The following is a 21,340-nucleotide window of genomic DNA, read 5'->3' as shown; positions in this document are numbered from 1 at the left end:
GTGAGGTTCTATGGAGGACAAGGAAATTTTAAGTATTGCAGATACCATAAAGGCTGTGGAAAATGAGGTCGGAAAAGCCATCATAGGACAGAAGGATGTTATCAGACAGGTGCTGATTGCTGTCTTTACAGGTGGAAATGTGCTTCTGGAGGGCTCACCGGGCCTGGGTAAAACCCAGCTTGTAAAAACACTGTCAAAGGTAATGGATCTGTCTTTTTCAAGGATACAGTTTACACCCGATCTGATGCCTGCCGATGTGGTAGGTACAAATATTATAATGAAGGATGAGAAAGGCAGCAGTAAGTTTGAATTTCAAAAAGGACCTGTTTTTGCCCATATGGTGTTGGCCGATGAGATTAACAGGGCCACTCCCAAAACCCAGTCGGCTTTGCTGGAAGCCATGCAGGAGCATACCGTCACTGTGGGAAACAGTACGTACCAGTTGGAGGAACCCTTTATGGTTCTGGCAACACAGAATCCTCTGGAGAACGAAGGCACTTATCCGCTGCCCGAAGCACAGCTGGACAGATTCCTTTTCAAGCTGATGGTACCCTATCCCAATCTTGAAGAGTTAAAGGGTATTATCGGAGTTACTGTAAACAATCAGACTTCGGTGCTGCAAACAATCATTGACAGAAACCGGATTCTTGAAATAAGAGAAATTCTGAAAAAGGTACCCATGTCAAAGCTGGTTGAGGAATATGCATTAAGAGTTGTTCTGGCAACCCACGCAGATTATGAAAAGGCTCCCGAACTATCCAGGAAATATATTAGATACGGGGCAAGTCCCAGGGCGGCTCAGGCAATAATTTCAACTGCCAGGGTAAGAGCAGTTATGGAAGGCAGGTATAACGTGTCTTTTGAGGATATCAAATATGTGGCCCCGTCAGCACTGCGCCACAGGTTCTTTATGAATTTTGACGCCGTAGCCGATGGAATTACTCCGGAAGGAATAATAGAGGAAATATTGACAGGTCAATTGGATACGGCAAAGGTTTGAGGATGACTATGAAGGAAAAGGTGTTTGACGAGAATTTTTACAGAAAACTGGAGAGTATTTCAATAAAGGCCCGTATGACTTTGACCGACGGGGCGGCCGGCGGGAGAAAATCAAAGGCAAAAGGCAGCTCGGTGGAGTTTTCAGACTTCAGGGAATACACGCCGGGAGATGATTTCAGGAGAATTGACTGGAATGCTTACGGGCGTTTTGACAAATTGTTCCTAAGGCTTTTCATGGAGGAAAGAGAAGCCCTTTTGAATATTTTTTGCGACTGCAGCAAATCCATGGATTTCGGTGAAAAAAGCAAGGCTGCAATGGCTTTGAGAATAACAGGAATATTGACTTATCTGGCTCTGAACAATTTGGACAGGGTGTGCTTGAACAGATTGCAGGAAGGTGCCGTAGTTACTTCTTCTTCCTATATGGGTAAAAGCTCCTTTCAAAAGGCCTTGCAGTTTCTTGAGTCGGGCAGTTTCATGGGGAGTACCAATCTTGCCGAAAGCATAAAAAGAAAAGAGCTGAAAAGCAGAGGGATTTCGGTAGTCATTTCAGATTTTTTCACAACGGGCTCAATTAACGAGGTAATAAAATATCTTGCTTTTAAAAAGCAACAGATTATTTTGATACAGGTATTGTGTGAGGACGAACTTGACCCACGGCTGGGCGGACAGGTCCGGCTTGTGGACAGTGAAACAGAGGCTGAAATGAATCTTACCATAACACCAAAGCTGCTAAAGGCTTATGAGGCAAAGTTAAGAGGTTTGCAGACCGGAATTAAGGCTTCGGCAAAAAAATACGGAGGGGTATTTTTTCATATATCCACCTCTGACAGCCTGGAAAAAATAGTATTTGAAGATTTCGCCAGGGAGGGGTTGCTATGAGACTTATTTCTCCCAATGGACTGTGGTTTTTAACACTCATCCCTGTTTTTGTTCTGATGTATATACTAAAGCAGCGTTATGAGGAAAGACAGGTTTCGAGCCTGTACTTATGGCATCAGGTAATAATGGAGCTGGATGCAACCAGCCCTTTTCAAAAGCTAAAGAAGAACCTGTTGTTTTTTCTGCAGCTGCTCATATTGCTGCTGTGCATTTTTGCACTTGCCAGGCCTTTCTTATGGTGGAAAAACAACAATTATGAGAATATTGTCATGGTGGTTGACAATTCCGGCAGCATGAGTGCCCTTGGAGGGAGCGGAAAGAAACTGGATGAGGCCAGGATAAAAGCTGAGGAACTGATAAACTCATTGTCGCCGGGAACCAGGATGACCTTGATTTCGGCTGCCAGAAACGTAAAAGTGGAAATCAGCGGAAGTACCGACAAAAAGGAGCTCCTGAACAGTCTTAAAGACATAGAACCCACTAATAGTGCGGGCAGTATTGAAGATGCCCATTCCCTTGTAAAAGCAATATGTGATCAATATGAAAGCTGTAAAGTGGTATATTTCACTGATCACCCACTGGACATTAAGGACCTGAACGGTGAAGTTGTGGAGCTTGGTCCCGAGAGGCCCAATGTGAGCCTGGACTATATTGCCGGCACAAAGACCGGCAATGGTTTAAAGGTCATGGTAAGGATGACGAATCACGGGGCAGAAAGCACGGATGCCGAGCTCTGCCTTTATGGTGAAGAAAAACTTATCTCCATAAAGAATGAAGTTTTGAAGCCAGATGAAACTAAAACAGTTTATTTTGACAATGTGCCTGACGACAATAAGTACATATACGGAGAGCTGTCAAAAGAGGACGGCCTTTTGGAGGACAACAGGATATATTCCGTTACAAAACAAAAGGAAGTAAAAAAAGTCCTGCTTTCAACCCAGCAGAATATATTTCTGGAAAAAGCCCTGAACACACTTAAAGATATAGAATTGTTCAAAACGCTTCCTGATGAGCAAATAAACGAAGAATTTGATCTGTATATATTCGACGGAGGCTATGAAGGAAAACTGCCTGAAAAAGGGAATATATTATTTTTAAATCCTCAGCAGAGCAATTCCTTTTTCAAGGTTGAAGAAGAGTTGACCGGAGGCAGGGGCTCTGTTGCAGCTCACGCGGTTACCAAATATATGAACAACAGCGATTTTGTTATTTCAAGATTCAATCCCATTGAAATGCCATATTGGGCCAGCCCGTTAATTAAAATAGATGACAAAAATGCGGCCTTTGCGGGAGAGATTAAGGGGCAGAAGGTAGCCGTACTGGGGTTTGATCTGCACAATTCGGATTTCCCGCTGACTCTGGAGTTTCCCATTTTCATAAACAACCTGATTTCATATCTGATAGATAGAGATACCATGGCAAATAACCAGTATAACAGCGGAGAGGATATAGACATAACGCCTTTACCCGAGGCCGAGAAAATATTCGTTAAAGACCCGGAAGGCGAAAGAACCGAACTTGGTTCCCAATATCCTGTAAAGCCTTATGATAAAACCTTTTCAACGGGAATATATGAAATAATACAAAAAGTCGGTGACAAGGAAATAGAGAGATCTATTGCGGTGAATTTTCCGGTTTCCGAGAGCGGTTCCTCAAATATTGACAATTCAGTCAATAAGACCGAAGACCGAAAAGAGACCGATGGCGTAACAGAAAATACCGGCAGCAAGCCCGGCAGTATGTTGAAAAACAGCGGAGGCATAAATTTGCTGAATATACTTTTATTTGCCGCACTGCTTGCAATTATTCTGGAATGGGTAGTCTACACAAGGCAGTACCGGACTTGAGAAATAACCATTGAAGAAATTGAAAGATATTATTTGGTCATTCCAAAAGTAATATGGAAGGGAATATTGAAAGGAAATTATTTATGGGACTTAGCTTTGAAAGGCCGTATTTGCTGCTTCTGATCCCAATCCTGCTGGGATTGGTTTTGCTGCTTTCAACCAAATGGCTCAAAAGATTAAATAAGAGTAAAAAGACCTGGATAGTTGCACTGCGCTGTGCAGTTTTAACCCTTCTGGTTTTAGCTTTGAGCGGCATGAGTCTGACCTGGAAACTCAATAATGTCACAACTCTTTTCTTAATAGATGCCTCGGATTCAACTCATTCAAGCAAAGGCGATATGGAGGAATTCATAAAAGAGGCCTATAAACTCAAAGGCCCCAAAGACAAGCTGGGCGTTATATCCTTTGGCGACAATGCACAGGTTGAAAGCTTTATCAGTGATGAAACGAACTTTTCCGGAATTGAAGGAAAAATTAACGGAAATTATACCAATATTGAAAATGCCCTCGCGACCGCACTGTCTCTTTTTCCGGCCAACAGCAATAAAAGGATGGTTCTGATTTCGGACGGGGAGGAGAATTCCGGCAATGCCGGCGGGATTGCCCTGTCTCTGCAGGAACAGGGCATAGATTTCAAATATCATAAAGTTGAGAAGAGCGCGGGAGAGGAAGCCCTTGTTGAAAAAATAGAGGTTCCCGAAAGACTGGCACTGGATGAGGAATTCAACCTTGTGGTTACAATAAACAGCACAGCCGTTCAAAAAGCAAAGCTTAGTCTTGTAAGTGAAAGAACCAAGCTTTCGGAGCAGACAGTCCAGCTGCAAAAGGGCTCGAACAAGTTTGTTTTCAGGGATAAGGCTGTCACAGGAGGCTTTAAAAGTTATAACGTACTCATTGAACCCGAAAAGGACAGCCAGCCCAAAAACAATGAAGCTTCCTGCTATACAAATATAGTGGCCAAACCCAGGATTCTTGTAATTGAAGATAATGAGGGCGAGTCGGAGGAGCTTGTAAAAATGCTTAAGGCATCTTCGGCCGATTATACAGTTGTAAATGCCAGGGCTGCGCCCGGAAATATACAGGATATGAATATCTACAAGACAATCATAACCTGTAATGTACAAATAGACAGCTTGAATGAAGGTTTCAGGAATTCCATCGAAAGCTATGTAAAGGACTTCGGAGGCGGTTTTATTGCCACCGGCGGAGATAATTCCTTCGCCCTGGGAGGTTATTCAAAGACACCGCTGGAAAAGGTTCTGCCTGTTTATATGGATATGAGGGGCAAGAAAGAAGCCCCCAAAATGGCAATGCTGCTCATCATCGATAAATCTGGAAGTATGTCCGAAGGTGTGGCGGGTATCAGCAAGGTGGACATGGCAAAGGAAGGTGCCATAAGAAGTCTGGATTCCTTAAGAGCGGGAAAGGATGAAATTGGTGTATTGTCTCTGGACGGTGCATACAGCTGGGTGGTAAAAAGGCAGGTAATCAATGACCCCGGGGCCATTGAAGAGGATATCGGTTCCATACGCGCCGACGGCGGGACAAGTATTATACCATCTCTTGAAGCCGCCTATAACTCACTTAAGGAAAGTGACGCAAAAATAAAGCATATTATACTGCTGACCGACGGGCTTGCCGAAAGAACCGGCTATGATACTTTGCTGAGTAACATAAAGAAGGAGAACATAACGGTATCTACGGTAGCGGTGGGGCAGGATTCTGACAAACAGCTGCTTTCCATGATTGCCAATAGATGCAGCGGCAGATTTTATATAACTGATGCCTATACAAATATACCTTCCATTTTCACAAAAGAGACCTTTATGGCAGCCCGAACCTATTTAAACAACAGGGAGTTTACTCCTGCAATAAATTATGAGCACTCGGTGCTTAAAGGAGTTGCAGAAGGGGGCCTGCCTTCGCTTCTGGGATATGTGGGTGCATCTCAGAAGGAAACGGCAAGGGTGATCTTGAAAAGTGATGAGGACGATCCTATCCTGACCGTTTGGCAGTATGGGCTTGGCAAGGCTGTGGCCTGGAATTCCGACGTTTCCGGCAAATGGAATGCCAACTATATCCCATGGAACAAAAATCTCAAGCTCTGGCAGAATATTATAAATTTTACCGTGGAGAATTATGACAATGAGAATGCATCACTTGAAATAACTCAACAGGGCTCAAAGGCAACAGTCAGTTTAAAAAATAAAAATTTTGAAAATGAGCTGAACTCTGTGGCAACTGTAATTTCTCCCTCGGGGGAATCCTTTGAAACCCGGTTGAACCCCGTTGCTCCCGGGCAATATTCAGGCAGCTTTGATATTAAGGAAGACGGGGTTTACATGGTAAGCGGGAAGCAGGAACTGAACGGTGAATTGATAAACGCCGTAAAGCAGGGCTATGCTGTTCAGTATTCTCCCGAATACAAGATCAACAGCAGTGATAACCTTGAGAAACTTGTTGCCGGGGTAGGGGGAAAGATGATCACCCAACCCAAGGAGGTTTATACCGGTGACCTGCAATATAAAAGGGGTCAGAGGGATCTGACCGCATATTTGATATCGCTTTTTCTCATTTTGTTCATGCTGGACATTGCACTGAGAAGGTTAAACCTCAATAAAAATAAATTGCACCTTGCGTTTGAAACGGCAGGCGGTAAAATAAGAGCAATAGTACGAAAACCAATGAAAACCGGCAATATGGTACATACCGCCAACGTTAAGACGGATGATAATATAAGGCCCAAAAATATGAACAGTGATCAAGCCGGTTCAAACAAATCAGGTACTGACGAAAGTTATGGGAATATTGACCTCTATACCGACATTGAGCAGGAGGCAGTACCAAAGGAGAAGCCGGATAAGGAGGGTTCACAGGCAAAGGAATCCAATACCCTTGATACTTCTCAGCTGCTAAAGAGAAAAAAATTCAAGTAAATTTCCGGGTTAACATGATTTACAGCCAATGGGCGCATTGACAGACTAAATTTATCTATTCCGTACCGGCTCCTGACTTGAGTCTGTCAATGACAAACCTGCAAATTAACGGCAATATCCAGAAGATGGGAAAAGAATAAATATGATGCCAGATGATTGGTTTGTAAAAGGTGAGCAGCATAAATACCGGCTCCATTACAAAAGAAGAAAATGCTGCCAGAAGACCGTTAACAAGGAAGAAGGATTTCCAGCTCCTGCAATATTGATATACCAGCATAAACGAAACAGGTATGACAACAAAATCATGGATTTCCGAGAATTCCAGAGGTAAAACTCTATAGGGATATTCCCAGAATACCATATAAGTCCCTGCTATATCCAGAAGCGTTGAGATCAGGGATATTAAAAATCCAAATGCTATTATTTCAAGCCCTCTTTTTCTGTCCAGCAGTTTCCAGATTATTAATAAAAATATCAAAATAATAGTTATTTTAAGAAACCATCTCCAGGTCAGGAATTCATAGTCCAACCAATTCTTTAACGATGCCTGGAAAAGTTCTTTTTTTATATCAGCCATAGTATTGGTCATGAGTCACCTCAAAATAAGTATTTGTATTTTTCATAATTTTATTTAAGGTTTGATTATTTTACATAATTGACTTGAAACTTGTTATAAATAGGGTAAAATTATTATAAAAGGTAAAATCAGGAATAATATTATTTTGACAGCATAACGCAAGTTATATCCAGATGTAACAAAAAGAACTTTACGGGCTTATAAAGGCATGACAAGGTTTACATTATGGAGAGGTGAGACAGGTGTATAAAGTATTTCTTGTAGACGATGAAATAGTAGTTCGCAATGGGATTAGAGACTGTATCAATTGGGAAGAAACTAATTTTGTGTTCTCAGGCGAAGCACCGGATGGTGAGTTCGCACTGTCACTTATTCAGGAAATAAAGCCTGATATCCTTATCACAGATATTAAAATGCCCTTTATGGATGGTTTGCAGTTAAGTCAGATAGTCAGGAAAAATATGCCCTGGGTCAGGATTATCATACTTACCGGGCATGAAGAGTTTACTTTTGCCAGAGAGGCATTGCGTATGGGGGTTACCGAGTACTTGCTGAAACCTGTGACTTCGGGAGATATCCTGGAAACTTTGAAAAAAGTGGAAATTCAGATTGAAAATGAAAAAAGTGAAAGAGAAAATACTGAAAAAATAAAAAAGCAGCTTATACAGAATACTTCCTTGTTCAGGGACAAATTTTTAAATCAATTGCTGCTTGGATCGATTTCTCCAGTTGAGGTCATTGATAATTGCGCCGATTTTAATATCAATATTATTTCCAAATTTTATATAGTTGAGATTATAGAACTGAAAATTACCAACACCGGCTCTTCAGAGGGAGAGTACTCGGAAATGCTTAAGTCTGAGGCGCTCATAGATGAGGTGGTGGAAATAAATAATGAGGTTATTAAATTCAACAGGGTTTTCGGAGAAACAATACTTATTATAAAAGGAAATAATGTACAAAACGTTGAGGAAACGGCATATGCTCTGGCTCAATCACTTAAATACGAGGTGGAAAGAAAATCTTCCAGCGTACTTGAAATCAGTATCGGCAGTGTAAGAGAACGGATTCAGGGTATTACTCAATCATACCGGGAAGCTGATTTGATAAAAAATTACCGGCATATTTATGGTAAACATAAAATTATTGGTTTTAACGATATCAGTTCTGCAATAGGCGGTAAAAAAGAGTTTGTAAATATATTCAGGAACGATGTTTATGACTTTCTGAAATGCGGATTGAAATCCGATGTGGGGTATTTTGTCAATCAATATATGGATAACCTGAACAGGGTAGAAATGAAGTCTCTCATATATTTATATTACTCATTCATGGATATTGTATTAAATATATCCAGGTTCATAAGTGAAATGGGTGGAAAAGTAGAGCAATTGATACCTTGGGTGGTGGATTTGGAAAACTTCGTTACGGGTATTGATTCAATAGAGAAGTTTGGTGAGGTGTCTGAGGCTGTTTTGAATAAGGTTCTGGAATTCAGGGATACCAGAGTTGAGAAAAAGTATGAGGGTATTATTTTAAAAGCCAAGGAGTATATACAAAAGAATGTATCCAATTCCGACATCTCACTTAATTCGGTAGCATCCTTTGTCAATGTCAGCCCCAGCCATTTCAGCACCATATTCAGTCAGGAAACCGGAGAAAATTTTATAGAATACCTTACAAAGGTCAGAGTCAAAAAGGCTAAGGAGCTATTAAAGACAACCCAGCTCAAATCAACAGAAATTGCATATACTGTGGGGTATAACGATCCGCACTATTTTTGTTATATTTTTAAGAAAGCTGTTGGGATTACCCCAAAGGAGTATAGAAAGGGAGAAAAACAATAAAACCAACAAAAAATAAAATAAAACGTACAAATACAATATAAATAATTATAATGAACTTGTTTTTGGAATAATATTGTAATTATTACAAAATTTATTGACAATATGTCAAAAAGTTTTATATTGAGATGTAAATATTTACATTTTATAATAAAAATATACATGGACAACATATACAAATTTTCCATTCACATTCTTATACCCGCCCAGGACATAATTTGACATCACTTAAGAAGGGGGGCTCAAATTTTCAAATCCGTTTATCCGGATATGATACCGGACTCATAGCTATGCGTTTCAAAATCTGATATTGGAAGCTTTATGGCTTGTAACTCCTGATAATTTTTCCTCGCCGGACTATATACATTTTAGATATTGCAGGCCAGTTATTAAAATTTAAAGGAGCATAAAATATGACTAAAAAAGTTGGAAAATTGCCGGTTTTGCTGGTGATTTGTATTCTGATTGCCATTTTAAGCGCAAACACCGTTTATGCAGATTATCCTATATTTTATCAGCGCTATACGGCCGATCCTTCGGGTATTGAGGCCAACGGAAGGCTGTATCTTTATTGTTCCCACGACGTATATGACCCGAACAAGCCGGGTTATATCATGAATGATATAACCTGCATATCGACTGACGACATGAAGAACTGGACCGATCACGGAGAAGTATTCAAAGCCTCGGGATGGGCTTCACTGGCATGGGCTCCTGTTGTTGTCGCAAGAAATAACAAGTATTACATGTATTTTGGAAATGGAGCAAGTGCCATCGGTGTTGCCGTAAGTGACAGCCCGTCAGGCCCGTTTACCGATGCATTGGGAAGAGCACTTGTCAACGGAAATACTCCGGGTGTAAACCCGCCGAGTGGGTTCTGGTGCTTTGATCCGGGAGCCTTTGTGGACGAGGATGGGCAGGCATACCTGTATTTTGGCGGTAACGGGGAGGGTAATACCCGCGTTATAAAACTTAACACTGACATGACAAGTATCATCGGCTCGGCATCAAAGATTGTCGCTCCAATATTTTTTGAGGATTCATGGATTCACAAGTACAATGGAAAATATTACTACTCTTATTCTACAAACTTTTCCAAAGGTGCAGCCACTATTGACTATATGATGAGCGACTCTCCCATGTCCGGCTTCCGGTATGTGGGAACGGTGCTGCCCAATCCACCCTCAAATGAGGGCAACAATAACCATCATACCATTCTGTCCTATAAGGGAAGCTGGTATATTGCCTACCATAACAGAGCACTTGCCATAGCCAATGGGGCTTCAGCAGGCGATGCAAGAACCTATCAGAGAAGTGTTTGCATTGACCGCCTCAATTACAATGCAGACGGAACCATTCAAAAAGTAACAATTACAACCGATGGCCTTACTCAGCTGAAGTACGTAAATCCTTACGGGAACAATGAAGCCGAAACATTGGCTCAGGAATCGGGAATCCAAACCGAGGCATGCGGTGAGGGAGGACGGAATGTAAGCAACATTGAGAACGGAGACTGGATAAGGATAAGAGGAGTAGATTTTGGTAAGGGTGCAGCCTCCTTTGCTGCACGGGTGGCCTCGGCAACCAATGGCGGAAATATAGAAATCCGTCTTGACAGTCCGACAGGAAAGCTGGTGGGTACCTGCGCCGTCACCGGAACAGGGGGCTGGCAGGCATGGACAACAAAATCATGTGCCGTAAGCGGTGCCGCAGGGATACACGACCTTTATCTTAAATTTACCGGAGGCAGCGGGTTCCTGTTCAATTTAAATAACTGGAAGTTTAACGCAGCTGCAGCCGGAACGGTATACGGTGATCTGGATGGCAGCGGCGATATAAATTCAATTGATTTTTCCCTGATGAGACAATATCTGCTTGGAACAATATCGGAGTTTCCTGCCTCCAATGGACTGGCAGCAGCTGATCTGGACGGAAGCGGAGGTATAGACTCGCTGGATTATGTATTGTTGAAGGAGTACCTGCTTGGAAAAAGAACTCAGTTTCCGGTGGAGATGTAATTCCTGGTTTTACAGATAAGTAATAAGTGTGGTAAGTAACCACTTAAGTAATAAAAAAATAATTTAAATGGAGGTTTTAAGTATGAAGAATAACCTGAAATACAGAATATTCAGTATTCTGTCGTTTACTCTTTTGTTTGTTTTTATTATCGGCAGCAGCTTGACGATGTCGGCTGATGCAGCTATGGCCACAGGGAAGGCCAAGTGGGTAGGAAACATATGGGCCGATTCAAATATGCCCAGCAAATTCGGAGATTACTGGAATCAGCTTACTCCCGAGAATTCAACAAAATGGGGATCATGCGAGTCCCAGCAAGGTGTCTACAATTTCAATGCGGCTAAAGCCATGTACAATTACTGCAAGACAAATAAAATTCCCTTTAAATTCCACACTCTTATTTGGGGAGCGCAGTATCCAAACTGGCTGAACAACTTGTCCGGCTCGGCAAGGAAAACAGCCATTGAAAACTGGTATAAAGCAGCAGCACAGAATTTCCCCGATGCAGAGTATATTGATGTTGTAAACGAAGCCATGCCTGGACATCAGCCGTTCCCATTCAAAAACGACATCGGTGGTGACAACGGCCTTTACGGCACCGGATGGGACTGGATAGTCTGGTCCTTTGAAAAGGCCCGTCAATATTTTCCAAAGGCCAAGCTGCTGATTAACGATTATAATGTTTTGAATGAATATTCCGTCCTTAATGATTACATAAAGGTTGTAAATATATTAAAAGCCAGAGGTTTGATTGATGGTGTGGGCTGCCAGTCACACGGACTTGAAAATACAAGTGCCGCTAATCTGAAGTCAAGGCTGGACAGGCTCGCTGCCACAGGAGTACCCATATACATTTCAGAATTGGATATTAATATAGCCGATGACAATACACAGAAAAACAAGCTGCAGGAGCTTTTCCCGGTTATGTATGAGCATTCTGCGGTAAAAGGTATTACCTTCTGGGGCTATCTGCAAGGCCGTACCTGGATACCAAATTCACATCTGATACGCAGCGACGGCTCTGAGAGGCCTGCACTTACATGGTTAAAGCAGTATATGGCCAATGTTCCCGATAATCCGGATACGCCGGTGGATCCCAGAAGTGCATTTTCCAAATTGGAAGCCGAGAGCTACAATGAACAATCGGGAATCCAAAATGTGGCATGTGACGAAGGCACGGATGCTATCGGCTACATAGAAAACGGAGATTATGCTGTCTATAAAAGCATTGATTTTGAAAGCGGTGCGGCAGGTTTTCAGGCCAGGGTGTCCAGCGCCGCCAGCGGGGGTAATATTGAAATCAGGCTGGATAGTATCAACGGTACTCTTGCAGGTACCTGTGCAGTCGCAGGAACGGGCGGCTGGCAGACCTTCAGCGATGTAAAATGCAAAATCAGCGGAGCAGCAGGAAAGCATGACCTGTATCTTAAATTTACCGGTGGAAGCGGTTATTTGTTTAATATTAACTGGTTCACCTTCAGTAAAGAGGATAGTTCAATAAAATATGGGGATTTGAATTCAGACGGGCAAATAGACGCCATTGATTTTCAGCTGATTACAAAGCATATCCTGGGAACAGAAATACTTCAGAATACAAAACCGGCAGATTTGAATGCGGATGGTTCGGTTGATTCCCTGGACTCCGTTCTTTTGAAGCAATATTTGCTTGGTATGATAACAAAATTTCCGGCTGAGTCGTAAACCTGCTTAAACAGGCGAGCTGGCCCATGGTGTGCAATATTCAGAAAAACTGATTCAACGGAGGTAGCTGTATGAAGAATATGCTTAAGCTTGCAGTGCTTTTACTTGTTGTCGGCTTATTTCTTCCAACGGCGGTTTATGCTGAAAATCCCATAGTTCAGACAATTTATACCGCCGACCCCGCTCCAATGGTTTATAACGGTGTATGTTACGTGTATACGGGACATGATGAAGACAAACTGGAAAATGACTTTTTTACAATGAAGGACTGGAGATGCTATTCCTCAACCGATATGGTCAATTGGACCGATCTGGGTTCCCCGCTGGCCTATACCGATTTCAGCTGGGCAAAGGGGGATGCCTGGGCAGGCCAGTGTATTCCTGCAAACGGCAAGTTTTACTATTACGTACCTGTCACTCAAAGAAACGGGGGGATGGCAATAGGTGTTGCAGTGGCCGATAATCCTGCAGGGCCTTTTAAGGATGCGCTGGGCCGTCCTCTGGTCAGCACCGGCACCGGGGATATTGACCCCACGGTTTTTATTGATGACGATGGGCAGGCATACCTGTACTGGGGAAATCCAAACCTGTTTTATGTGAAGTTAAACCGGGATATGATTTCCTATTCCGGTTCTGTTGTAAAGGTGCCGCTGACTGTTGAAAGTTTCGGGGCGCGCAGCAAAAACGACAGGCCGACATCCTATGAAGAAGGCCCGTGGTTTTACAAACGCAGCGGACTCTACTATATGGTATTTGCAGGAGGCCCTATTTCAGAACACATTGCCTATTCCACAAGCACCGGTCCCACTGGCCCCTGGAAGTACCGGGGGAAAATCATGCCTACCCAGGGCGGCAGTTTTACCAATCATGCAGGAGTTGTGGATTACAAGGGCAACTCGTACTTTTTCTATCATAACGGCGCCCTGCCGGATGGAGGAGGCTTTCACCGTTCGGTTTGCGCCGAGCAATTCAAGTACAATTCCGACGGCACATTTCCAGTTATAAACATGACCTCCGGGGGCCCGGCACAGATAGGTACCCTCAACCCCTATGTCAGAAACGAGGCAGAGACCATATGCTGGGAATCAGGGGTGGAAACCGAAAAATGCAGTGAAGGCGGAATGAATGCAGGCTATATAGAAAACGGGGACTGGATAAAGGTAAAGGGTGTGGATTTTGGACAGGGTGCGGCAGCCTTTGAGGCACGGGTTGCTTCAGCAGCCGACGGCGGTAATATAGAACTTCGCCTGGACAGCACTTCCGGAAAGCTGGTGGGAACTTGCAAGGTCACAGGAACAGGCGGCTGGCAGACCTGGACTACGAAAACCTGCTCTGTGAGCGGTGCTTCGGGAGTGCATGACCTTTATCTGAAATTTACCGGAGGCAGCGGATATCTGTTTAATTTCAACTGGTACACCTTTACCAAGGATGTAACTCCAACTCTGGCAGGAGATCTCAATGGAGATGCCAGTGTTGATGCAACGGACTTTGCTTTGATGAAAATGTATCTCCTGGGGGCAATCCAGGACTTTCCGGCTGAAAACGGTCTGGAAGCCGGGGATCTGAACGGGGACGGCATAATAGATGCACTTGATTTTGCAGTTTTCAAGAAAAACCTGCTGAGTGGGAATTGAAGAAAATATTATGAGGACTTTATAAAGGTTCAATAAATACCGTATTTTTGAATATAACCGTAAAGATAAAAAGTATTGTAAAAGAGAGGGGTAATTAAAAAATGAAACTAAAAAACTTGGCAAAAGAAGTACGGGGAAAAATGGGCGCAGTACTGCTGGCTTGTGCTGTTCTGACAGGAATACCTGTAATGTGTCAGGCGGCAGATACGCTGCCAACGACACCACCGTCAGGATATGACAGCGTACAGAGCAATATTCCGCATGGACAGGTAAACTATATCACTTATCAGTCCAAGGCTACAAACAGTCAGCGAAGAGCCAGAATCTATCTTCCGCCGGGATATTCCACAAGCAATAAGTACAGTGTCCTGTATTTGCTGCACGGTATCGGAGGTAATGAGGACGAGTGGTACAGTAACGGCTCACCTAATGTTATATTTGACAATCTTATCGCAGCCGGTAAAATTCAGCCGTTTATATGTGTATTGCCCAACGGCAACGCAACAGGAAGCGGCATATCGGATGGCTGGACAAATTTCACAAGCGATTTGATAAATAGTCTTATACCATATGTGGAGTCAAACTACTCCGTTTCTACCGACCGCCTGCACCGGGCAGTGGCCGGTCTTTCAATGGGGGGCGGACAATCTTTCAATATCGGACTGTTAAATCTGAATCGGTTTCCATATGTTGGTGCTTTTTCAGCTGCGCCAAATACTCTTTCAAATTCACAGCTGTTTCCTGACAACGGAACCTCAGCTAAACAGCTGATGAAATTTCTGTTTATTTCATATGGAACAAATGATAGCCTTATAAATTTCGGCACAGGTGTACACAACTTCTGTGATTCCAATAATATCCCCAATACATATTTCCTTATTCAGGGAGCAGGCCACGATTGGAATGTTTGGAAGCAAAGCCTGTGGAATTTTTCGCAAATGGCATGCGCTAAAGGATTTACGGACACTGTTCCTGCTGAACCAATATCCGCCTTTTCAAAGATTGAAGCTGAAAATTTCAGCAATCAGTCGGGAATACAGACTGAAACCTGTTCAGAGGGCGGACAGAGTATCGGGTATATAGAAAACGGTGACTATGTTGTGTATAACAATGTTGACTTCGGCAATGGTGCTAAGAACTTCAAGGCCAGAGTGGCAAGTGCCGCCGAAGGAGGCAAAATCGAGATCAGGCTTGACAGCATTACAGGTACTCTGGTTGGGACTTGTCCAGTTACAGCAACAGGTGATTGGCAGAAATGGGCGGATGCAACGTGCAGTGTAAGCGGGGCAGCCGGGAAACATGACCTGTACCTGAAATTTACCGGAGGAAGCGGGTATCTGTTTAACCTTAACTGGATACAATTCGGTGAAAAAGGTGCAACTGTTACAGCAGGAGACCTCAATGGCGATAATAGTGTTGATGCGACAGATTTTGCTCTGATGAAGATGTACCTCCTTGGGTCAATAAAGGAGTTCCCTGCTGAAAATGGCCTGGAAGCCGGAGATTTGAACAATGACGGTATTATAGATGCGCTTGATTTTGCTATTTTCAAGAAAATCTTGCTGAATGTTAATTGAAAAATAATATAAATTTTCGGGTACAATTTGCAAGTGCCTATGGCTGGAAAACTTAGGCTGTAGGATGTACTTAAGCGGCTCAAAAGGGACAAATAGCTTATACCTGAAATATACATGAGGCAGTGGTAATCTGTTGAATTTATTTGGTGGAGGTATACCCTCTATTGACAATGTATAACACGCCTCACGCCGGCTATTTTGCCACTTTTCTTTGTCGTCGTCCTTGGCTTGCGGCAAGGCAAAGGCGTGCAGTAAGGCTTTATGCCTTGCAAGTGGCTTCAACGCAGCCGAAGGGCAAATTAACCACTCAAAAACGTATTGTACGTTGTCAATAGAGGGTACTGCTGCCTCAAAAAAACTGTAACCACAGGATAAATGTAATTGATTTTTTTCTATACAAAGAAATATCTGCTTGGGAAGAACTCCAATTTCCCTGCAGATATGCAATTGCGGAATAAAATGGGACTGCTTGACGGGCGATGTCCCTTTAACCATATACCAAGCAGGTATTTTTAGCTGATGATTCAAAATTTTCATATAGGGGGAAAAGTATGATAAAACAGAATGCACCAAAAAGGCAGGTTTCATTTATTCTTTCTTTGTTGATTATTTTATGCAGTATTTTTACAATTTCAATTTCACCAATTGCTGTTTCTGCCGCGACGCAGGCAGCCTATTATGTATCCCCAACGGGGAGCGACAGTAATCCCGGAACTATTGATGCACCCTTCCAGACAATAGTTAAGGCTCGTGATGCTGTCCGTACAATCAATAAAAATATGACCGGTGATATTTATGTCTATTTGAGGGGCGGAGACTATCGCATAACCAGTACTGTTACCTTTGGACCGGAGGATTCCGGGACAAACGGATACAGGATATATTACCAGGCGTACCAGGGAGAAGTCCCTGTTTTGAACGGTGCAACAAAGGTTACCGGGTGGACCCAGCACAGCGGCAACATATATAAGGCTGCCTTGAACCGCAATACCAAACTGAGGTACCTTTTTGTGAATGACAAGAGGGCTCAGATGACCAAAAAAACAGTGAAAGGTCAAGGGGGGTATGGAACTTATTCCGTAACAAAAGGACAGGCAAGCTGGGTTTGGACAAGCGGCAGCAATAGTGACGGAGTAAAGTACAACACATCGGATGTACCTGAAATCACCAGCAATAAGGATGATCTTGAGATAGTGAACGGCTCCACCTGGAATGAGAATGTTGTCTGTACCAGGGACGTCATTACATCCGGCTCTTCCAGGGTACTTCTTTTACAGCAGCCTTATGGAGCAATGGCACAATTGCCTGGTTGGGGTGCGGCATTTACTACCACCAGTACCCATACAATATATAATGCCTTCGAGTTTTTAAATTCTCCGGGGCAATTCTATTTTAACAAGACTACAAAAACGCTTTATTATTATTTACGGTCAGGTGAGAATATGGCTACTGCCGATGTTGAGGCTCCAGTTGTAGATAAGCTGATCGACATTGCAGGGAAATCTAACACAAGCAGGGTAAAGAATATAACCTTCCAGGGCATTACCTTTGCAAATACCGATTGGAACCTTGTAAAAGTTGGAGATTCATACGGCAGAACCACCTGCCAGAGTGCTGACGCATATATAGGCTATTATAACGGCAATTGGCACGACACCAAGTACACTCTTCTCGATACATATCCCGGAATGATAAACGTAAGCAGCAGTGATTCCATCAACTTTATAGGCAATATAGTCAAGCACAGCGGTGCCGACGGAATTACCATGGTAAACGATGTTATCAATTCCAGTCTTATAGGTAACTTTATCTATGATATTACAGCCAGCGGTGTTACAGTAGGCCATCCGCAGCATGTATATTTAGGCGATGGCGGAGAACATCAGAAATACGCTCCCGGTATAGAGGGTATTTGTACAAATAACGTAATAAATAATAATATGCTGTGGGACTGCAGTACTGCCCCCGGCTTCGGGGGATGTGCCGGAATAACCGCCTTCTTTGTAAATAAGCTTAAAATAACGAATAACACTGTGCATACCTCAGGATATAACGGTATAACGCTGGGATGGGGCTGGCGCAATTTCAAAGACTCAACCACCTGCAAGGACAACGTAATAAATAATAACCGGGTATATAATGCCTTAAACAGACTCCATGACAGCGGAGCAATATACACAATAGGGCAGATGCCTTATACCACTATTAATGAAAACTATGTTAAGGGGATCCCCGACAATTCGACCGGACCTACCTACGGACTGCACAACGATGAAGGAAGTGCATATATAACGGAAAATGATAATGTACTTGATATCAGCCCGGGGGTAACCTACACAATTAATTGCGAGGATTACGGTGAGAAGCACGACTTAACAATACTGAGAACCTACGCAACAGTCAATAAAATGGGTAAAAACCCTCCGAACAGTACCATAGATACACCAGTTGCAGTTTCAGATAATGTATGGCCTCTGGCACAGTACAATATCGTCTTGAATGCCGGAGTGCAGGATGCTTACAGGAGCATTTTGCCGGATTCGCTTTTCCCGGTACAGGATTATGTATTCCCTGCCAGCTGTTCCACAAAAGGTGGAACAGGCTTAAACATAAGGAGCAGCGGAAACCCGGCAAATACGGTATGGTTTGCTCCTTCCGGGACAACAAGTTTTGTCGCAGGATCAACTATGACCAAGGCTGCAGGAGATGCCACAGCTATTGTAACTCCCGAAACTGCCGGAACCTACAAGTTATTCGTAGTGAATCCGTCAGGTGCCAAGGTAGGTGAATCGGCTGCACTGCTCAGAGTGAGCGGATCTGCTTCACAGATTGAAGCAGAGAGTTTTTCCTCGCAGTCAGGTGTCCAGACTGAAACTTGCAGCGAAGGCGGACAGAATTTGGGATATATTGAAAACGGAGACTTTGCGGTTTACAACAATTTCAATTTCGGCAGCGGTGTCAGCAGCTTTAAGGCAAGAGTAGCCAGCGGAGCAAGCGGAGGTAATATTGAGATCAGGCTTGACAGTGTCAACGGAACTTTGGTAGGAACTTGCCCGGTTACGGGTACAGGCGGCTGGCAGACATGGGCTGATGCAGCATGCAATGTCAGCGGTGCCAGCGGAACACATAATCTGTATCTGAAATTTACTGGAGGGAGCGGATACCTGTTTAACCTTAATTGGTTCAAGTTTACAGCAGGCACAACCCAAACGCTTGCCGGAGACCTTAATGGTGATAATACTGTGGATGCAACAGACTATGCGCTGATGAAGATGTATATTCTTGGAACGATTGAGAAATTTCCTGTTGAAAATGGACTTGAAGCAGGTGATTTAAACAAGGACGGTGTAATTGATGCACTGGATTTTGCTATTTTTAAGAAAGATCTGTTGGGCATTAATTAGGAATTTAGATCCATAAAACAGCGAGTTATTACATTTTCAGTTAGCCAAACAGCTATTTTGTTATCGGGAGGGAATATATGCATATGAGAACTAAAAAGACAATTTGCCTATTACTGATATTTCTGCTTGCATTATCACTATCACAGATGTTGGCAATGCCTCCATCGGTGTCTGCGGCAAGCACCGAACTGCTACACCCATTCGATATGGAACAGCTAACCGTTACAGACCCTTATTTGACAAATGCTTTCAACAAAGAAATCGCGTATCTGCAATCGATTGATCCCAACCGTTTGCTGGTCGGATTTAAACAAACCGCGGGCTTGTCAACCAACTACAGCAAGTACGGCGGTTGGGAAAGCACACCGATTGAAGGTCATACGATCGGACATTACATGGAGGCATTGGCTCAGGCATATAAAAATACCAAAACCAATCCTACGGTAAATGCTGGTTTAAAGAAAAGGATTGATCTGATTATTCCTGAATTACAGGCTTGTCAGAACAAAAGAGGGGACGGATATATATGCGGAACAACCGTCGCAATTTGATGTTGTTGAAGGGAAGGCTACCGGAGTGAGAAAGGTCTTTCATTAACACAGCAAGCCAATATTCCTCTATCCGATTCCGTGACGTTTACAATTAACAGTGCACCTGCTTCTGCACTAAAAATTAAATTCCGGTCACCATATTGGACTGCCTCAGGCAAAAGTGTGACGGTTAAGATCAACGGTACAGCAGTTAACATCTCCAAAGTAGATGGCTATATTGATGTCGGCAGAGTTTGGAGCGCGGGAGACAGGGGTGAGTTGACCATTCCTTCGGAGTTACAGGTATCAAGATGTACTGATAATCAAAATGTTGTAGCTTTTACATATGGCCCGGTTGTTTTATGTGCAGGACTCGGATCGGAAAGTATGACAACATCCTCTGTGGGATGGGGAGTAACGACAGCCACAAAAACCGTAACTGTCAAGGAGAGCATTAATATTAATTCCCCAACCGGTCCGGTTTGAGTATAGATAACTGGCTCGGCAATATTAGGACCAATTTGGTTCAGACACCGGGAAAATTGGAATTCACATTGAAAAATACCGACGCTGACAGCAGCTTGGTATTCACCCCCTATTATCAGAAATATAAAGACAGATATGGAATCTACTTTACTTTAAGTGGTCCACGATCGCCCTTCACAAAGATTGAAGCGGAGAGTTACAACAGTCAGACAGGCATATCAACTGAAAGTTGTTCCGAAGGCGGGCTGAATGTAGCAAATATAGAAAACGGGGATTATGTGGTATATAACGATATGAATTTCGACAGCGGAACTGCAAGCTTCCAGGCCAGATTATCCAGTGCCACCAACGGGGGCAATATTGAGATCAGACTTGACAGTGCAAACGGCACACTGGTCGGAACCTGTCCTGTCGCTTCGACCGGCGGCTGGCAGACTTGGACTGATGCAAAATGCAGTATAAAGGGAGCAAGCGGAAGACATAACTTATATCTGAAATTACAGGAGGAAGCGGGTACTTGTTCAATGTAAACTGGTTCAAATTTATCGGAGAAAGTGTAACTCCGGTTACCACAGGTGACCTCAACGGGGATAACAGCATCGATGCTACAGACTATGCTCTGATGAAAAAATATATTCTAGGGTTAATTGACGCTTTTCCCGTACAAGATGATCTTAAAGCTGGAGATTTGAACCTTGATGGTGTAATTGATTCGCTTGATTTTGCCGTTTTCAGGAAATACCTGTTGGGCATTATCACAGAATTGCCCTAACAGATCTAGTAAAGTATGCCGGGGCTAAGTGCTTAATATTTTATTTAAGAACTTGTTCCATAAGGTATTAACCTCCTTTATTCGCCACATTGCGATAAAGGATATAAGTTTTTCATCACTTTTTGTGCCTTGAGC

The 21,340-nt window shown here is 43.1% G+C and carries 13 protein-coding genes and 1 pseudogene; 13 read left to right on the top strand and 1 reads right to left on the bottom strand.

The features are described from left to right. The first annotated feature begins 10 nt into the window (after window positions 1-10). From T344_RS0116675 to T344_RS28500, 4 genes are all read left to right on the top strand, one after another. A complete protein-coding gene (locus T344_RS0116675) occupies window positions 11-1,000 on the top strand; it encodes an AAA family ATPase (protein WP_027629654.1) in 990 nt (329 codons plus the stop codon). An 8-nt stretch (window positions 1,001-1,008) separates the two neighbouring features. Further along, window positions 1,009-1,881: a DUF58 domain-containing protein gene (locus tag T344_RS0116670; protein WP_027629653.1), complete on the top strand. Its 873-nt coding sequence runs from the start codon at window positions 1,009-1,011 to the stop codon at window positions 1,879-1,881. Beyond that, window positions 1,878-3,728, top strand: a complete 1,851-nt coding sequence (locus T344_RS0116665) for a vWA domain-containing protein (protein WP_027629652.1) — start codon at window positions 1,878-1,880, stop codon at window positions 3,726-3,728. The genes T344_RS0116670 and T344_RS0116665 overlap by 4 nt, the downstream gene beginning before the upstream one ends. Before the next feature lie 83 nt (window positions 3,729-3,811). After that, complete coding sequence (locus T344_RS28500; protein ID WP_051571967.1) at window positions 3,812-6,664, top strand: VWA domain-containing protein; 2,853 nt, start codon at window positions 3,812-3,814, stop codon at window positions 6,662-6,664. 55 nt (window positions 6,665-6,719) lie between these two features. Here the strand turns inward: T344_RS28500 and T344_RS0116655 are convergent, their stop codons facing one another. Then, on the bottom strand, window positions 6,720-7,253 hold the full coding sequence (locus tag T344_RS0116655) for a CBO0543 family protein (RefSeq protein ID WP_027629651.1): 534 nt from the start codon (window positions 7,251-7,253) through the stop codon (window positions 6,720-6,722). Window positions 7,254-7,483: 230 nt separating this feature from the next. Here T344_RS0116655 and T344_RS0116650 point away from each other — a divergent pair, with 230 nt between their 5' ends. The 9 genes and pseudogenes from T344_RS0116650 to T344_RS29890 all read left to right on the top strand — a co-directional run. Beyond that, entirely contained in the window at window positions 7,484-9,088 is a 1,605-nt protein-coding gene (locus T344_RS0116650; protein ID WP_027629650.1) for a response regulator, read from the top strand. Between the two features lie 410 nt (window positions 9,089-9,498). After that, window positions 9,499-11,103 (top strand): carbohydrate-binding protein, encoded by a 1,605-nt coding sequence (locus T344_RS0116645; protein ID WP_027629649.1) that lies wholly within the window; start codon window positions 9,499-9,501, stop codon window positions 11,101-11,103. Window positions 11,104-11,185: 82 nt separating this feature from the next. Continuing rightward, a complete protein-coding gene (locus tag T344_RS0116640; RefSeq protein ID WP_027629648.1) occupies window positions 11,186-12,802 on the top strand; it encodes an endo-1,4-beta-xylanase in 1,617 nt (538 codons plus the stop codon). A 71-nt stretch (window positions 12,803-12,873) separates the two neighbouring features. Continuing rightward, the gene (locus tag T344_RS0116635) at window positions 12,874-14,436 is read left to right on the top strand and encodes a family 43 glycosylhydrolase (RefSeq protein WP_027629647.1); all 1,563 of its coding nucleotides are present in this window, start codon (window positions 12,874-12,876) and stop codon (window positions 14,434-14,436) included. 140 nt (window positions 14,437-14,576) lie between these two features. Beyond that, complete coding sequence (locus tag T344_RS0116630; RefSeq protein ID WP_207641850.1) at window positions 14,577-16,013, top strand: carbohydrate-binding protein; 1,437 nt, start codon at window positions 14,577-14,579, stop codon at window positions 16,011-16,013. Window positions 16,014-16,564: 551 nt separating this feature from the next. Further along, window positions 16,565-19,417, top strand: a complete 2,853-nt coding sequence (locus T344_RS0116625) for a carbohydrate-binding protein (protein ID WP_027629645.1) — start codon at window positions 16,565-16,567, stop codon at window positions 19,415-19,417. Between the two features lie 83 nt (window positions 19,418-19,500). Then, window positions 19,501-19,968: a beta-L-arabinofuranosidase domain-containing protein gene (locus T344_RS0116620; protein WP_207641849.1), complete on the top strand. Its 468-nt coding sequence runs from the start codon at window positions 19,501-19,503 to the stop codon at window positions 19,966-19,968. 78 nt (window positions 19,969-20,046) lie between these two features. Continuing rightward, entirely contained in the window at window positions 20,047-20,433 is a 387-nt protein-coding gene (locus T344_RS0116615; protein WP_242842100.1) for a beta-L-arabinofuranosidase domain-containing protein, read from the top strand. 149 nt (window positions 20,434-20,582) lie between these two features. Beyond that, window positions 20,583-21,205 (top strand): annotated as a pseudogene (locus T344_RS29890) (carbohydrate-binding protein); the annotation flags it as partial. Between the last annotated feature and the right edge of the window lie 135 nt (window positions 21,206-21,340).

The sequence above is a fragment of the Ruminiclostridium cellobioparum DSM 1351 = ATCC 15832 genome (assembly GCF_000621505.1).
Classification (GTDB): domain Bacteria; phylum Bacillota; class Clostridia; order Acetivibrionales; family DSM-1351; genus Ruminiclostridium; species Ruminiclostridium cellobioparum.
The sequence above is the reverse complement of the archived record's forward strand: the minus strand, read 5'-3'. Positions and strand labels throughout refer to the sequence as shown.

Bases quoted from the DNA above. Each gene is read 5' to 3' on its own strand.
- T344_RS0116630 (WP_207641850.1), top strand. From the start codon at position 14,577: ATGGGCGCAGTACTGCTGGCTTGTGCTGTTCTGACAGGAATACCTGTA.
- T344_RS0116665 (WP_027629652.1), top strand. From the start codon at position 1,878: ATGAGACTTATTTCTCCCAATGGACTGTGGTTTTTAACACTCATCCCT.
- T344_RS0116625 (WP_027629645.1), top strand. From the start codon at position 16,565: ATGATAAAACAGAATGCACCAAAAAGGCAGGTTTCATTTATTCTTTCT.
- T344_RS0116640 (WP_027629648.1), top strand. From the start codon at position 11,186: ATGAAGAATAACCTGAAATACAGAATATTCAGTATTCTGTCGTTTACT.
- T344_RS0116655 (WP_027629651.1), bottom strand. From the start codon at position 7,253: ATGACCAATACTATGGCTGATATAAAAAAAGAACTTTTCCAGGCATCG.
- T344_RS0116635 (WP_027629647.1), top strand. From the start codon at position 12,874: ATGAAGAATATGCTTAAGCTTGCAGTGCTTTTACTTGTTGTCGGCTTA.
- T344_RS0116645 (WP_027629649.1), top strand. From the start codon at position 9,499: ATGACTAAAAAAGTTGGAAAATTGCCGGTTTTGCTGGTGATTTGTATT.
- T344_RS0116670 (WP_027629653.1), top strand. From the start codon at position 1,009: ATGAAGGAAAAGGTGTTTGACGAGAATTTTTACAGAAAACTGGAGAGT.
- T344_RS0116620 (WP_207641849.1), top strand. From the start codon at position 19,501: ATGAGAACTAAAAAGACAATTTGCCTATTACTGATATTTCTGCTTGCA.
- T344_RS28500 (WP_051571967.1), top strand. From the start codon at position 3,812: ATGGGACTTAGCTTTGAAAGGCCGTATTTGCTGCTTCTGATCCCAATC.
- T344_RS0116675 (WP_027629654.1), top strand. From the start codon at position 11: ATGGAGGACAAGGAAATTTTAAGTATTGCAGATACCATAAAGGCTGTG.